At 63.2% G+C, this 12,999-nt stretch carries 12 protein-coding genes and 1 pseudogene; 6 read left to right on the top strand and 7 right to left on the bottom strand.

Annotated elements, in window-relative coordinates:
* Positions 1-18 precede the first annotated feature (18 nt).
* The 3 genes and pseudogenes from OKW40_RS29085 to OKW40_RS29075 all read left to right on the top strand — a co-directional run bounded on the left by OKW40_RS29085 (position 19) and on the right by OKW40_RS29075 (position 5,233).
* Entirely contained in the window at positions 19-771 is a 753-nt protein-coding gene (locus OKW40_RS29085) for a peptidylprolyl isomerase (protein WP_184024541.1), read from the top strand.
* Between the two features lie 39 nt (positions 772-810).
* Positions 811-3,881, top strand: a pseudogene (locus tag OKW40_RS29080) (peptidase domain-containing ABC transporter).
* On the top strand, positions 3,878-5,233 hold the full coding sequence (locus OKW40_RS29075; protein WP_429493000.1) for a sigma-54 interaction domain-containing protein: 1,356 nt from the start codon (positions 3,878-3,880) through the stop codon (positions 5,231-5,233). The pseudogene OKW40_RS29080 and the gene OKW40_RS29075 overlap by 4 nt, the downstream one beginning before the upstream one ends.
* Positions 5,234-5,278: 45 nt before the next feature.
* Here the strand turns inward: OKW40_RS29075 and OKW40_RS29070 are convergent, their stop codons facing one another.
* Together OKW40_RS29070 and OKW40_RS29065 are read right to left on the bottom strand one after the other, a co-directional pair.
* A complete protein-coding gene (locus tag OKW40_RS29070) occupies positions 5,279-6,049 on the bottom strand; it encodes a PP2C family protein-serine/threonine phosphatase (protein ID WP_429352965.1) in 771 nt (256 codons plus the stop codon).
* A 5-nt stretch (positions 6,050-6,054) separates the two neighbouring features.
* Positions 6,055-6,342 carry a hypothetical protein gene (locus tag OKW40_RS29065; RefSeq protein ID WP_090807566.1) on the bottom strand — a complete coding sequence of 96 codons (288 nt, stop codon included), beginning with the start codon at positions 6,340-6,342 and terminating at the stop codon, positions 6,055-6,057.
* A gap of 449 nt (positions 6,343-6,791) precedes the next feature.
* On the opposite strand from OKW40_RS29065, the gene OKW40_RS29060 reads away from it, so the two are divergent.
* Together OKW40_RS29060 and OKW40_RS29055 are read left to right on the top strand one after the other, a co-directional pair.
* Positions 6,792-7,313, top strand: coding sequence for a lecithin retinol acyltransferase family protein (locus tag OKW40_RS29060; protein WP_184061609.1), 522 nt, complete (start codon positions 6,792-6,794; stop codon positions 7,311-7,313).
* Between the two features lie 40 nt (positions 7,314-7,353).
* A complete protein-coding gene (locus OKW40_RS29055) occupies positions 7,354-7,605 on the top strand; it encodes a hypothetical protein (protein WP_184061610.1) in 252 nt (83 codons plus the stop codon).
* A gap of 4 nt (positions 7,606-7,609) precedes the next feature.
* Here OKW40_RS29055 and OKW40_RS29050 read toward each other — a convergent pair whose 3' ends face one another.
* Positions 7,610-8,488, bottom strand: a complete 879-nt coding sequence (locus tag OKW40_RS29050; RefSeq protein ID WP_429492999.1) for a LysR family transcriptional regulator — start codon at positions 8,486-8,488, stop codon at positions 7,610-7,612.
* A gap of 340 nt (positions 8,489-8,828) precedes the next feature.
* Between OKW40_RS29050 and OKW40_RS29045 the strand changes: the two genes are divergently transcribed.
* Positions 8,829-9,320 (top strand): DUF4126 domain-containing protein, encoded by a 492-nt coding sequence (locus OKW40_RS29045; RefSeq protein WP_429404199.1) that lies wholly within the window; start codon positions 8,829-8,831, stop codon positions 9,318-9,320.
* 65 nt (positions 9,321-9,385) lie between these two features.
* Here OKW40_RS29045 and tehA read toward each other — a convergent pair whose 3' ends face one another.
* The 4 genes from tehA to OKW40_RS29025 form a co-directional block, all read right to left on the bottom strand.
* Positions 9,386-10,408 carry a dicarboxylate transporter/tellurite-resistance protein TehA gene (tehA, locus tag OKW40_RS29040; protein WP_429492998.1) on the bottom strand — a complete coding sequence of 341 codons (1,023 nt, stop codon included), beginning with the start codon at positions 10,406-10,408 and terminating at the stop codon, positions 9,386-9,388.
* Between the two features lie 179 nt (positions 10,409-10,587).
* Entirely contained in the window at positions 10,588-10,938 is a 351-nt protein-coding gene (locus OKW40_RS29035) for a response regulator (protein WP_184061613.1), read from the bottom strand.
* Between the two features lie 6 nt (positions 10,939-10,944).
* The gene (locus OKW40_RS29030) at positions 10,945-12,510 is read right to left on the bottom strand and encodes an RAD55 family ATPase (RefSeq protein ID WP_429492997.1); all 1,566 of its coding nucleotides are present in this window, start codon (positions 12,508-12,510) and stop codon (positions 10,945-10,947) included.
* Positions 12,458-12,925 carry a hypothetical protein gene (locus OKW40_RS29025; protein ID WP_429492996.1) on the bottom strand — a complete coding sequence of 156 codons (468 nt, stop codon included), beginning with the start codon at positions 12,923-12,925 and terminating at the stop codon, positions 12,458-12,460. The genes OKW40_RS29030 and OKW40_RS29025 overlap by 53 nt, the downstream gene beginning before the upstream one ends.
* Between the last annotated feature and the right edge of the window lie 74 nt (positions 12,926-12,999).

Below are 12,999 nucleotides of genomic sequence, written 5' to 3'. Positions count from 1 at the left end.
ACGAAAGGAGCCGGGCAAATGACCGCGATAGTGCGTATCGATGACGAAGTCGTGGACGTGGACGAGTTCATTCGTCTTCTGAAACTGACCGGCCAGTTCGAGAGCCTGGTCGAGCAGATCGTGCGCGACAAGCTTACCGTCCATGCGGCGAAGAAGCAGGGCGTCGCCGTCAGCGCCGACGAAATCCAGCAGCGCGCGGACCAGTTTCGCCGCGTGCGCGGGCTGCATCGCGCGGCGGACATGAATCATTATCTCGACGCGCTGCACGTGAGCCTCGACGAATTCGAGGCGTTCATTACCGACGGGCTTTATCAGGAGAAGATGCTCGACGACATCGGTAACGACGCGGCGATCCATGATTACTTCGCGCTGAATTCACCGAAGTTCGACGCGATCGAAGTCAGCCATATCGTGCTCGATAGCGAAGGTAAGGCGAAGGAAATGATCTCGTACCTGCACGACGACCCCGACGCCTTCGGCGAGATGGCGCGCGAGCATTCGATTGCCGATACGCGCGAGTCGGGCGGCGTGATCGGCAAGGTACTGCGCGGTTCGCTGAAGCCCGATATCGAGGCGAAGATCTTCAATGCGGCGGTCGGCGATCTGCTTGGGCCGTTTCCGTCGGCCGACCGTTCGTGTTTCGAGATCTTCGCGGTCACGGCCAAATATCCGGCCACGCTCGATGCCGACGTGGCCACCGAAATCCGCCGTTTGCTGCGCGAGAGCTGGCTCATTGCCCGCGCCCAGGAACACGTGATCGAAGCGCGCTAGTGCCCGACTAGCGCCCGATAAAGCGAGGCTCACCGATACATGGACGCCCTCCAGACCGCGCCATCCGCGCCTTCCACCGCCGAATTTCTCGCTTCGGTGGAGATCCTGTCGCCGTTCTCGCGCGACGAAATCGAGCGGCTTGCCGAGTACGCGCAGGCAAAGTTCTATCCGTTTGGCGAAACGGTGTGCTCGGCCGGTGACGTGGCCGAAGGTCTCTATGTGATCCGCTCGGGCACGGTACGTATCTTCTCCGAGGAGCACGGCAAGGAAACCAGCATGGGCGTGCGCAAGTCGGGCGAGATCTTTGCCGACATTGCGATGTTGCGCTCGTACGTTCACGAAGCGTCGGTACGTTCGTCGGGCAAGACCGAAGTGCTGTTCATTCCGCGCAGCGCGATCGAACCGGTGATGGCGGGCAACGCCGCCGCGTTGGCGTTCGTCGCCAGCTATGTGGCGATCAATTCGGCCGGGGGCTTCGTCGCGCAATTGTTCGATCTGCGCGGCAAGCTGAACAAGGCGGAACTCGAAGAGTACGTGCGCAGCGTCGGCGCAAAACGGGTCGCTGCCGGCAAGGAGATTCTGAAACAGGACGGCCGCGACGACAGGCGGCTTTATGTGGTGCGGCAAGGCCAGGTGCGCATCGTGCGGCAGGAGGAGGGCCACGACTATACGCTCGCGACGCTCGGCAAAGGGGAGATATTCGGCGAGAAGGCGTGCCTGATGCGCCAGGAACAGATGGCATCGGTCGTTGCAACCACGGACACGCGGCTGCTGGTCATCCCCGAGCGCACCGTTCATTTCATTCTCGAGCGCAATCCGAAATTGCGAGAAGTGCTCGACGAGCGCATCCGCTATGGCGACCGCGAATTACAGCGGCAAAAGCGGCTCGAACAGCGGCGCAAGCTGCCGTTGATGCTCGACCTGCAGAGCAAACCGGAACTCGGCGAGAAGATCATCCGGCGTTTCGCGCTCGTCGAGCAGGCCGAGGAGATGGATTGCGGCGCCGCGTGTCTCGCGATGATCTGCCGCCATTACGGCATTCCGATGACGCTCGGCAAATTGCGCGAACTCGCGAACGTGACGACGCAGGGTGCGACGCTCGACAGCCTCGCGCGCGCGGGCGAGTCGCTCGGCTTCACGACGCGCGGCGTGCAATGCACGTTCGATTCGCTGCGCGGCTTCGATCTGCCGTTCATCGTGCATTGGGAGGGCTATCACTATGTGGTCGTGTACGGGCTGTCGAAAGACTATGTCTGGGTGGCGGACCCGGCACTCGGTTTCAGAAAGCTGAGCGTCGAAGATTTCGAACGCGGGTGGAGCGGCACCTGCCTATTGTTTACCGGCGGATCGCAGCTGCTGCAGATGTCGGCCGAGCGCTCGCCGTGGATTCGCTTTGTCGGCTACCTGAAGCCGTACCGCAAGATACTCGGCTATCTGTTTCTGGCGACCTTCGTGATTCAGGTGCTCGGCGTGATTCCACCGCTGATCATTCAGAACATTCTGGACGGCGTGATCGTGCATCAGAACGTCAGTCTGCTGCATATGCTGATCGGCGGGCTCATCATCTCCAATGTCTTCACGCAGCTGATGTCGACGATTCGCGCGTATCTGGCGAACTTCATGGTTCGCAACATGGACTTCGCGATGATTCGTCGCAGTTCTTCAAGCATACGTTGTCGCTGCCGTTCTCGTTCTTCGCGAAGCGCAAGACCGGCGATATCTTCGCGCGCTTTCAGGAAAACCAGACGATCCGCGCGTTCCTGACCGAATCCACCGTGACGACCGCGCTGAATCTGCTGATGATCTTCATCTACTTCACGATCATGTTCGTGTACAACGTGAAGATGACGCTGGTGTTGATCGCGTTCGTGATTCCGATCATGGGACTCACGGTGATCGCGACGCCGAAGATCAAGGGCTACGCCCGCGAGGTGTTCACGGCGTCGACCGAGGCGAAGTCGTTCCTGATGGAAGCTCTGTCCGGCGTCGAGACCGTCAAGGGCATGGGCATCGAGCGGCCGGTACGGTTGCGCTGGGAGAAGAAATACGCAAAGGCGCTCGAATTGCAGTATCGCGCGCACGCATTCAATATTCTGGTCGGCTTTGGCAGTCAATTGCTGAATGCGGCAACGACGATTGCGATTCTTTGGGTCGGCGCGAATCTGGTACTCGCGCGTGAATTGACGATCGGTCAGCTGATCGCGTTCAATGCATTCATGGGCAGTGTATTGAGTCCGCTGATGGGTCTCGTCGGCTTGTGGAGCATGCTCAACGATGCGGGTGTCGCGATGGAACGGCTCGGCGATGTGCTCGATATCGAGCCCGAACAGAAGCCGCAGGATTTGCCCTCGCGCGTGATGCTGCCGGAGCTGCAAGGCGAGATCAGCCTGCAAGGCGTGTACTTCCGCTATGGCGAAGAGGATTCCGCTTATGTGCTGGAGAACATCAGCTTCGATATCAAGCCGGGTGAACTGGTCGCGATCGTCGGGCGCAGCGGCTCGGGAAAAACCACGCTCGCGAAGCTGCTGGTTGGCTTCTATCGGCCGAGCGAAGGGAAAATAACGATCGACGGCTATGACTCCGGCGTGATCGACAAGACTTATTTCCGCGCGCAAATCGGCTACGTGATGCAAAGCAATCTGCTGTTCTCGGGCACGATCGCCGAGAACATCGCAAGCGGGGACGACGCGCCGGAGCGCCGCCGCATCGAGGAAGTCGCGAAAATGGCCGACGCGCATGGCTTCATCAGCAAGATGCCGCTCGGATATGAGCAGATCGTCGGCGAGCGCGGCATCGGTTTGTCGGGCGGTCAAATCCAGCGGCTTTGCATTGCGCGTGCGTTGTATCACGATCCGCGTCTGCTCGTGTTCGACGAGGCGACCTCGGCGCTCGACTCGCAATCGGAAAGCAATATTCTCGGCAATATGCACGACATCCTGAAGGGCCGCACGGCGGTGATCATCGCGCATCGGCTCAGCACGATCATGCGCGCGGACAAGATTCTCGTGCTGTATGAAGGCGCGATCGTCGAACAGGGCCGTCACGAGGAGCTGATCCAGCGCGGCGGCATGTACTATCAGCTCGTGCAGAAACAGTTGAGTGCATCATGATGAAGATACTCGACCAGATTGAAGAGGCGAGTCCCGCGATTTCGTACGCGGGACTGATCGAGCGGATCGAGATCCTGCGCTCCACGTTGCGCTGGTCGTCGCGGCTCGAACGCGCCGATATCGATAAGCTGCTGAGGCAGGCCACGTCGTTGCGCGACGAAGTGATGCAGCTTTCGCACAAGGAGCGCTTCGTGCAGGCGGCCACCGCGGGCGAGCCGCAGACGAGTGCGGAGCAATCGCGCGGTGCGCGCCGCAAGGCACTACTCGAACGCAGCTTCATTTTCGAGGGCACGTTCGGCGACAACCCGCGTTTGCTCGAATCGCTCGAAATCGCGGAAAAAGCGGCGCCAACCGATTTGCCGGTGTTGATCGATGGAGAAAGCGGCACCGGCAAGGAGCTGATGGCGAAAGTGATTCACGCGAATGGCTCGCGTGCGGACAAGCCGTTCGTTTCGGTGAACTGCGGCGCGATTCCGGAAAATCTGCTCGAATCCGAACTTTTCGGGCATCGCAAGGGCGCATTCACCGGCGCGTCGAGCGACCGCAAGGGAAAATTCGAAAGCGCGCATACGGGCACGATCTTTCTCGACGAAATCGGCGAGTTGCCGCTCGCGGGCCAGGTCAAGCTGCTGCGTGTGCTCGAGGCGCACGAGATTCAACGCGTCGGCTCCGACGAAACGATCGCGGTCGATACGCGCATCGTCGCGGCGACCAATCGCAATCTGCGCAAGCTCAGCGAGGAAGGCCGGTTTCGCGAGGATCTGTTCTACCGGCTCAGCGTGATTCACGTGACGTTGCCGCCGCTGCGCGAACGGCGCGACGAAATTCCGTTGCTGATTGCGTGGTTCGGCGACGAAGCTGCGGGTACCCTGAAACGCCGGCCAGTCAGGTTGACGCCGCGTTTGCGGGACTTTCTATTGAGCTACGCGTATCCGGGCAACATTCGCGAATTGCGCAACGTGATGTATCGCATCTCATGTCTGGCTGCAGACATGGCCGACATCGAGCATTTGCCGCTCGATATGCGACCCGCCGCACCCGGTTCGCCGGCGGCGCAGGCGGAGGGCGGGCAGGCGAGCGGCGAGCAGCCGATCAGCGTCGCGAATCTGATGTCGTTGAGCGACGCGAAGCGGGCGGCCAGCGACGACGCCGAAAAAGCGTTCCTCGAACGCGGACTGCGTGAAGTCAGCGGGACCGTCGCCGAACTGGCGCGGCGCATCGATATGAATCGCTCGCACTTGCAGATGCTGCTGAAAAAGCACGGCCTGCATTCGAAGGATTTCCGCAATCGCAATGCGTCGCCCACGAAGAACGGCGCGAACGAGCGCGACGAGGAAGAAGACGAAGGCTGAGTGAACGACCACTGAACGCTCGGTGAAACGCGCGCCTGAAGATCATCAAGGCGCCGGGTTCAGCAAGGTCTTGTCCGCGGCATTCGGGTCCTGCGCTTCGACGACCACTGCGGTGATATTGTCGCGCCCGCCGCGCGCGAGCGCGAGGTCGACGAGTTCGCAACTTGCGTTTTCGCGCTCCGCCGTGGTCAGCACGGCGGCGATCTCGTCGTCGCTCAGTTCGTTGCTGAGACCGTCGCTGCACAACAGGAACACGTCGCCGTCGGCAACTTCGATCGCGTCTTCGTCGAGTTCGAGCGAATCCGTTGCCCCGACCGCGCGCGTGATCATGTGCTGCGCGGGATGATGGCGCGCCTCTTCGTCGGTGATGACGCCGAGCGAGCGCAGCTCCTCGACCTGGCTGTGATCGCGCGTCAGTTGCCGCAATTGCCCCGCGCGGTACAGGTAGATGCGGCTGTCGCCGGCCCACACGTAGCCGCAGAAGCGATCGCATGCAAGCAGCACGACCACGGTGCTGCCGATGCGCTGCACCTGGCGGCGCGCGGCTTCGTCGCGCAATTGACGGTTCGCGGTTTGCAGACGCGTGCGTACATCGGCGATCAGCATTCTGAGGCCGTGCGGCGCCGCCAGTTGAGTCAACGCGTCGATCACGGTGCGGCTGGCAACGTCGCCGACCGCGTGACCGCCCATCCCATCGGCGACAGCCCAGCGTCCCGCTTCGGGCTCGTCGAGGCAGGCATCTTCGTTGATTTCGCGGACCCGTCCCGTGTCGGAACGCGCGGACGACGTCCAGCGAAATTGGCTCTCGCATGTCACAACGGCTACACCATATCGTTTCGGTTGCGTGCGTCCGGAGACACGGTGAGGTTCGCGTTCGCGCCGGTGTTGCGTACGTCGACCGACTGGAACTGGTTGATCATCTGGTTAGCATAGAAGTTGTTGGAGACCTCGTACAGATTGACCACCGGCCCAATGCTCGGCGTTTGCGGCACGTACGGCTGAATCCAGCCATAGATCCATGGCGCGCCGCCGCCGCCGCGAATCGCCGCCATCGCTTTGCGATCGAGCGCGAGGTTCAGCGAGAGGTCGTTCAATTTGATGCAGGACATGTCGTTCTCCGGTTGGCCGCGAGCGCAATGCGCGCGGCTGAATGGACTCTGCACCACACGGTGCAAAGGCCATGCCAATCGGGGGCGGATTCGACGCGAAGCCCGCGGCGCATTGACTGGCGCGGCTTGCGCGGCTTTACCACGAACGCGGTCGACGCGATCGGTCGGCTCGCGGCCAACAAGCCCCCATTCGAACAGGTGTGAGACCCAACACATTCGGCGGGGTCCCACTAGTTCTCCATTCAGTTGAAATCAACCGGCGACACGCTCGCAAATGAGCGTCGCACACCGACAGATCAGCGCGATTTCTGTTGGTCCCGTTCTGACATCTACCTCTTCAGAAAACCGTTCGATCGGCCGTCAACCCTGTAAACAGGGGTTTTCCGGCGCCTGGCCCGGATGATGCAAAAGCTGTCGCAACAGTGTTGGAAATGCGAACGAGGCCAGCCATGAACACCCAAACGCTCGATACACGCGACGACGACCCGCAATCCGCAGCCGCTTGCGACACCGCATCATCGACGATCGATCTGCCGATCGGCGCACATCTGGTCACGCAACGCAACGGCTACGAGCATCACGGCATCTATGTCGGCAATGGCCGCGTCGTGCACTACTCGGGCTTTGCGGCCTCCGCGCATCCCGGACCGGTGGAGGAAGTCGAACTCGCGCGCTTCGCCGCCGGCCATTCGCTGTCGGTTCGCGCGACGCCGAGCGCGATCTACGTCGGCGCCGATGCGGTGCGCCGCGCGCGCTCCCGCCTCGGCGAGAACCGCTATCGCCTGCTGACCAACAACTGCGAACACTTTTGCGCGTGGTGTCTGCTCGGCGAAAGCCGCAGCGAACAGGTGCATTGCTGCTTGCGCCATCCGAGCACGGGCATGCGCGCACTGCTGTGCCTCGTGAAGGCGTTTGTCGAGAGCGGGGCGAGGAACGAACACCGCATGGCGCAACTCGCGCAAGTCGCGTGAACGCAGCGCGTCAGGAATGGGACGATTCGAGGAGAACATCATGGTAGCCGCAGAAAAAAGCTTGCACTGGGCCGTCGACAAATGGCTCGCACCCACGCCGTCGATGCCCGCGCGCGTGGTGCGGTTCTGCCATCACGCGTCGCAACAGCAACGCTATGTATGTGTGCAGGCGTTGAAGCCGGAAGGATTGCTGTCGATTTTCTTCTTCCGCCACGGCGACGGTTCGTGGAACGTGTTCCCGCCGCAAGCCGAGCGGCCCGCGATGAACGGGTATTGCCGCACGGCCGCGTAGAAACTCATGCGTGACCCGCCGTGGCCGCTTCCGTGGCGAGCCACTGACTGAACAGCAACATCGCCGGCGTCATCGGCTTGCCCTTCAGGCAGGTCAGCCAGTAACTGCCCGCCTTGACCTCGACGTCGAACGGGCGCACCAGACGCCCGGTATTGATCTCCCTTTCGAACATCAACGCAGGCACGAGCGCGATGCCCGCACCCTGTATCGCCGCTTCCACCATCAACCGCGACGAATCGAACACCGGTCCGCGCACCGGCCGCGGCGCGATGCCCGCGGCCGCGAACCAGTTCAGCCAGTCGTCCATGCGGTAAGAGCGCAGCAGCGTTTCGTTGGCGAGATCGTCGGGCCGTGCGAGGCGCGCGGCGATCTCGGGCGTGCAGAGCAGCGCGAGCGGCGCGTCGAGCAGTTTGGTGGCGAGCGAGCCGGGCCACGTGCCGTCGCCGAAACGGATCGCGAAATCGAGGCCCTCGGTCGCGAGGTCGACGAGGTTGTTATTGGTCAGCAGCCGCAGCTCGACGAACGGATGCGCGTCGCGAAACGACTTCAGGCGCGGCATCAGCCAGCCGACCGCGAACGTGCCGACCACACCGACCGTCAGCACCTCGTGAAAATGCCCGCCGTCGAACTGCTTGAGCACCGCCTCGATACGATCGAACGCGTCGGACAGCACGGGGCGCAGCGCGAGCCCTTCGTCGGTCATCGCGAGGCCGCGCGGCAAACGCTTGAATAGCGCGGTGCCGAGCCGCTCCTCCAGCGAGCGCACCTGCTGGCTGACCGCGGCTTGGGTCACGTTCAGCTCTTGCGCCGCGCGCGTGAAGCTCAGATGCCGCGCGGACGATTCGAACGCGCGCAGCGCGTTGAGCGGAAGATACGGTCTCATGGTGCAGATACAAGATTTTCTTGTGAGTGGGCTAACTTATCACCATCGGCCCACTTCGCCGACTCCCTGTCTGTTATTCGCCAGTCGAATTGTGCGACACTAGGGCCACATCGACGGGGGCAATCGCATGCCCGGCGCCGCGCCAGACGCGCGGTGGCGAGTCGGCAATGAAGAGCCGGCAATTGTGAGCAACGGTGAACGGCCGCCGCGGATTGCCTCGATGTAGGTGGTGAGAAGTTGACTGTCCAGATGGAATGCTCGACATGTTCTGCCGACGTTCGTCCAGGTAAGCCGTCGGCTCGTGCAAGCTTGCATCATTGCCCTCGATCGGGAGTCCGCTATGTCCGTGTATGTTCTGGCCTTGCTGATTGGCGTCGTCGCCGGCCTTCGCGCGATGATCGCCCCCACCGCCGTCAGCTGGGCCGCGCGTCTGGGATGGCTGCCGCTGCAAGGCACGTCGCTTGCCTTCCTCGGCTTCGCGGCCACGCCGTATATCTTCACCGTGCTGGCGGTCATCGAACTGATCACGGATCAATTGCCCGAAACGCCGAGCCGCAAGGTGCCGCTGCAGTTCGGCGCGCGAATCGTGCTCGGTGCGCTGAGCGGCGCGGCGATTAGCGGCGCGCATGGCGGCCTGGCGGGCGGCATGATCGTCGGGGTGGTGGGCGCGGTGGTCGGCGCGGTAGGCGCGGTGATCGGCACGCTCGGCGGCGCGAAGGTGCGCAGTTCGCTCGCCAGCATGTTCGGGCGCGATGCGCCCGCGGCGTTGATCGAGGACGTGGTCGCGATCGTCGCGGCTGCGTTGATCGTCGTGTCGTTGCACGGGTTCTGACACAAACGCAAAAACGCGGCGGGACGCTTTGCGCGTCGCCGCCGCGTTCGGTCGCTGCCCGCAGCTTATTGAACCCGGGCGATTCGCGCGGCCGTCGCGACTTGCGTGACCGGCGCCGCCGCCGTCGAACTCGCCGCCACGGCCGGCATCAGCTTGCCTTGCACGAGCAGTTGAAGCGTCTTCACGACCAGAATCGCGATGATCGCGTTCGCCACCACGAACAGAACCGGTGCCGCGAATTCGATCGGACCCGTCGCGCCGCGTTCGACGAGACGCAGGGCCATCGTCGGCAACGCCGCTACGCCGAAGCTGAACGCCCAGTAGCCGGGCACGAATGCCTGTTGGCGGATCCACGGCAGCAAACGCAGCAGCGTCAGCGCCTGATAGAGACCGTAGCCGAGCAGCGCGTAGGCGAACAGGTCGGGCGTGCCACTGGTGAGGCTCAAATACGCGACACCACCGACGACTGGCGGCGCGAGTTGCACACCGAGGGTCGGGCGCAGCGCTTCGGGCAGCGGTTCATGCACGGCGGCGCGATGCAGGATCATCGATTCGAGCGCGAGCCACGCCAGCATGCCGCCGCCGAAAAACAGCTCGCCCAGTTGATGGAAGCCGAATGCGGCCGAGCTCGCCGCCGCGACGAAGCCCGCTCCTACCGTCGGCAGATAGATCGCCGGCGTGGTCAGTTCGGGCTTGCGGCCGCCTTGCCACAGCTTGCCCTGTAGATAGACGCCGAGCCCAAGTTGCGCGATCGCCGCGATGCCGTACAGCGTCAGCGCGAGGGTATGCGCGTACGGCTGCAGCAGTTGCGCGGCAAGCAGCGTCGAGATCGGCGCGAGCGCGACGAACGAAGACTGCACCGGATGGTCCAGTTCGGCGCGTGCGTCGGCGGTCCGTGCGAACCACTTGTGCGCGTAGGCGAACAGAATGATGACCCAGACGGCGAGCGCCGCGATCGTCACCATGCTGCCGGCGACGGCCGGCAAGTGCCACAGGCGGATTGCTACGCGCCACAGGTTGGCCAGCGCCAACGAGCCCACCGCGATGCTCAAGAAGCCAGCGGGAACCGCACCACGATTGCTGTTCATGACGACCTCCGAAAGTTGCGTCGCGCTGCGGGTTGCTGGCCATGCGCGATCGATGGCCTACTGTAAAAGGCCACGGAGAATCGCAGAACGCTGCAAACGCTCGACAAATGGCGCGAGCGTCTCAAGCTGTGTTTTAGCGGGGGAAAGGGGCAGAGAAGGCGGGGGAGGAAGGGCGGCCGTCAACCGCCCATGCGCACCAGCATCGCCAGCAGCTGGTCGAACGAAAGCGGCTTGCGCGCGTAGGCAAAATGTGGATTCGGCTGCACCGGAATGTCCGACGCGGCGCTGCACAGGATGATCGGAATCTCGCGCAGCTCTGGGTCCTCATACAGCGTCGCGCACAACTGGAGGCCCGACATGACCGGCATCATGCAATCGGACACGATGATATCGGGCCGGCTCGAACGGACCAGTTCGAGCGCGACGGAGCCGTTCGACGCCGTCCGTACCGCATAGCCGTGTCGTTCCAGCAGCAGCCGCCACACCGTGAGGATGTCGAACTCGTCGTCCACCACCAGAATGGTTTTCATGGGCGGCTAGGTTTTTCGCCCCAATTGCAGCGTGGCCGACAGGCCCGGCGTCGATTGGATGCCCGCGGCGCCGGGCGAGCCGTCGATCACGTCGAGTCCTTGCGACGAAATCGACAGTTCGCGCAGTGACGTGTCGTGCGCGCTTTCGCGTTGCTTCACCACCGAAATCACGCGCCGCAGTCCGCCTTCGGTCTCGGCGTAGCGCAGCAGCACGAGGTTTTCGGTCAGCGCCGACACGCGCACGGCCTTCGCGTGACCCGGATCGCTGTACAGCGGCAGCTCCTCCGTGACGAGCGTCGTGACGGTCGCTTCGCGCAACTGATGCAGCAGTGCATTGAGGAACAGGCCGAAGCGCTCGGTACGCAACGCCGAATCGCGAAAGCCCTCGACGCCGTCGATCACGATGCGCGTCGCGCCGGTCTGCTTGACGGTGGCGAGCGCTTTCGACGCGATTTCATCGACCGCGAGTTCGATCGCCGGCTGCCAAAGCACCATCAGACGACCGTCCTGCCACGCATCGGCAAGCGCGATCGACACCGCTTCGGCCTTGCCGATGAGTCTCTGCGGACTCTCGTAGAAGCCGAGATACACGCAACGCTCGCCGCGTGCGAGACCGGCCGCGAGGAACTGCAGGCACAGCAGCGTCTTGCCGACGCCCGACGGGCCGATCAGCGTGGTCGTTGCGCCTTGCGCGAAGCCGCCGCCGAGCAGGTTGTCCAGGTGCAACAAGCCGAAGCCGAGCCGTGCTTTCAGATCGACGGGGCCCGCTTGCTCCGCGCACTGCGCTTCGAGGCGCGGGAACATCAGCAGCCCGCTGCCGGCGATGCGGAAGAAGTGCTTGCCCATCAGATGATCGCGCGCGCGCATCTTGTGCACTTCGATTTCGCGCGCGCGCCGCATGCCGTCGTGATAGCTGTTCAGCTCGATCAGACCGTCCACCAGCGTGTGCTCGGGATGCGACTCGTTGCCCGACAGCGGCGCGAGCAGCAGCGTCGTGCAGTCCATCGCGGCGACCAGCGCGTTCAGCTCGTGAATGAACTTCGACAGCGACAGCTCGGTTTCGCTGAATTCGCGCGCGCTGCGAAAGCCGTCGATGATCATCAGGCTCGGCCGATAGTCGTAGATGCTCGACGCGATCAGCTTCAGGAAACCGTCGAGTCCATCCTGCATCAGCTCGTGATAGCCGGACACGAACAGCATCTGCTGCGCGACCGCGGCTTCGTCGAAAAAGCTCAGGCCTTTCAGGTGACCGAGCAGCTTGTCGTGCGATTCGGCGATCAGCGTCATGTACAGCACTTTCTCGCCTTGCCGCACCCGATGAAAACCGATCTGGCTCGACAGGATCGTCTTGCCGGCGCCGGCCATGCCCTCCAGTAGATAGACGCCACCGCTCACCAGACCGCCGCCGAGGATCTCGTCGAAACCGGGCACGCCGGTTTCGACATTGCGTCGGGCCGCGTCAGGTCGGGCCGCGTCAGGTCGGGCCGCGTCAGGTCGGGCCGCATTAGGTCGCGCCGCGTTAGGTCGCGCCGCGTCGGACGGGCGGGACGTGTTGGATGCGTCGGTAGTCATTGTCGATGTGTCGTTCAAAGTGCAAGCGACGGCCTGGTCGTAACCGTCCTGTGCTCAACCCCGTTGCGGCAGCAATCCCCATTCCCGATCGCGAGCGACAGTGTCCCGCGGCGTGAAATGCGGGGAGTCTATCCGGCAACGCGTGCTCGGCGAACGGCATGTGCTCGACATGGCGGCGTGAGAGGGCGAAAAAGGCCGGCGGCGAGAAGCCCGGTGCATGCGGTATGAGGGGGGAGTGAAGTGCGGTGGCCGGTCGAACTTGCAAACCGATGCAATCAAACGGAAAGGCGAGCGCTTCGCTCATACGGCGCCGCAGGCTGCGGTCGAGGCTGCCGATCAGATAGGTCAGGTGCAGGTTCGAACGGCGGCTGCGAGTGGCGCCGGCTTCGGCGGACGGCTTCTGATGCTGGTTCATGGTGTACCGGGTGACGCGCCTCGCCGTATACAATTCGGCAGCGCCTGATCCCAGCGGGCTTTCCCCCGCCTATT

The sequence above is a fragment of the Paraburkholderia sp. RAU6.4a genome (assembly GCF_050435625.1).
GTDB classification, from domain to species: domain Bacteria; phylum Pseudomonadota; class Gammaproteobacteria; order Burkholderiales; family Burkholderiaceae; genus Paraburkholderia; species Paraburkholderia tuberum.
Note: the sequence above shows the minus strand (reverse complement) of the source record. Positions and strands in the feature narration are given on the sequence as shown.

Coding starts and splice junctions, on each gene's coding strand:
- OKW40_RS29085 (WP_184024541.1), top strand. CDS start 19: ATGACCGCGATAGTGCGTATCGATGACGAAGTCGTGGACGTGGACGAG.
- OKW40_RS29075 (WP_429493000.1), top strand. CDS start 3,878: ATGATGAAGATACTCGACCAGATTGAAGAGGCGAGTCCCGCGATTTCG.
- OKW40_RS29065 (WP_090807566.1), bottom strand. CDS start 6,342: ATGTCCTGCATCAAATTGAACGACCTCTCGCTGAACCTCGCGCTCGAT.
- OKW40_RS29060 (WP_184061609.1), top strand. CDS start 6,792: ATGAACACCCAAACGCTCGATACACGCGACGACGACCCGCAATCCGCA.
- OKW40_RS29055 (WP_184061610.1), top strand. CDS start 7,354: ATGGTAGCCGCAGAAAAAAGCTTGCACTGGGCCGTCGACAAATGGCTC.
- OKW40_RS29050 (WP_429492999.1), bottom strand. CDS start 8,488: ATGAGACCGTATCTTCCGCTCAACGCGCTGCGCGCGTTCGAATCGTCC.
- OKW40_RS29045 (WP_429404199.1), top strand. CDS start 8,829: ATGTCCGTGTATGTTCTGGCCTTGCTGATTGGCGTCGTCGCCGGCCTT.
- tehA (WP_429492998.1), bottom strand. CDS start 10,408: ATGAACAGCAATCGTGGTGCGGTTCCCGCTGGCTTCTTGAGCATCGCG.
- OKW40_RS29035 (WP_184061613.1), bottom strand. CDS start 10,938: ATGAAAACCATTCTGGTGGTGGACGACGAGTTCGACATCCTCACGGTG.
- OKW40_RS29030 (WP_429492997.1), bottom strand. CDS start 12,510: ATGACTACCGACGCATCCAACACGTCCCGCCCGTCCGACGCGGCGCGA.
- OKW40_RS29025 (WP_429492996.1), bottom strand. CDS start 12,925: ATGAACCAGCATCAGAAGCCGTCCGCCGAAGCCGGCGCCACTCGCAGC.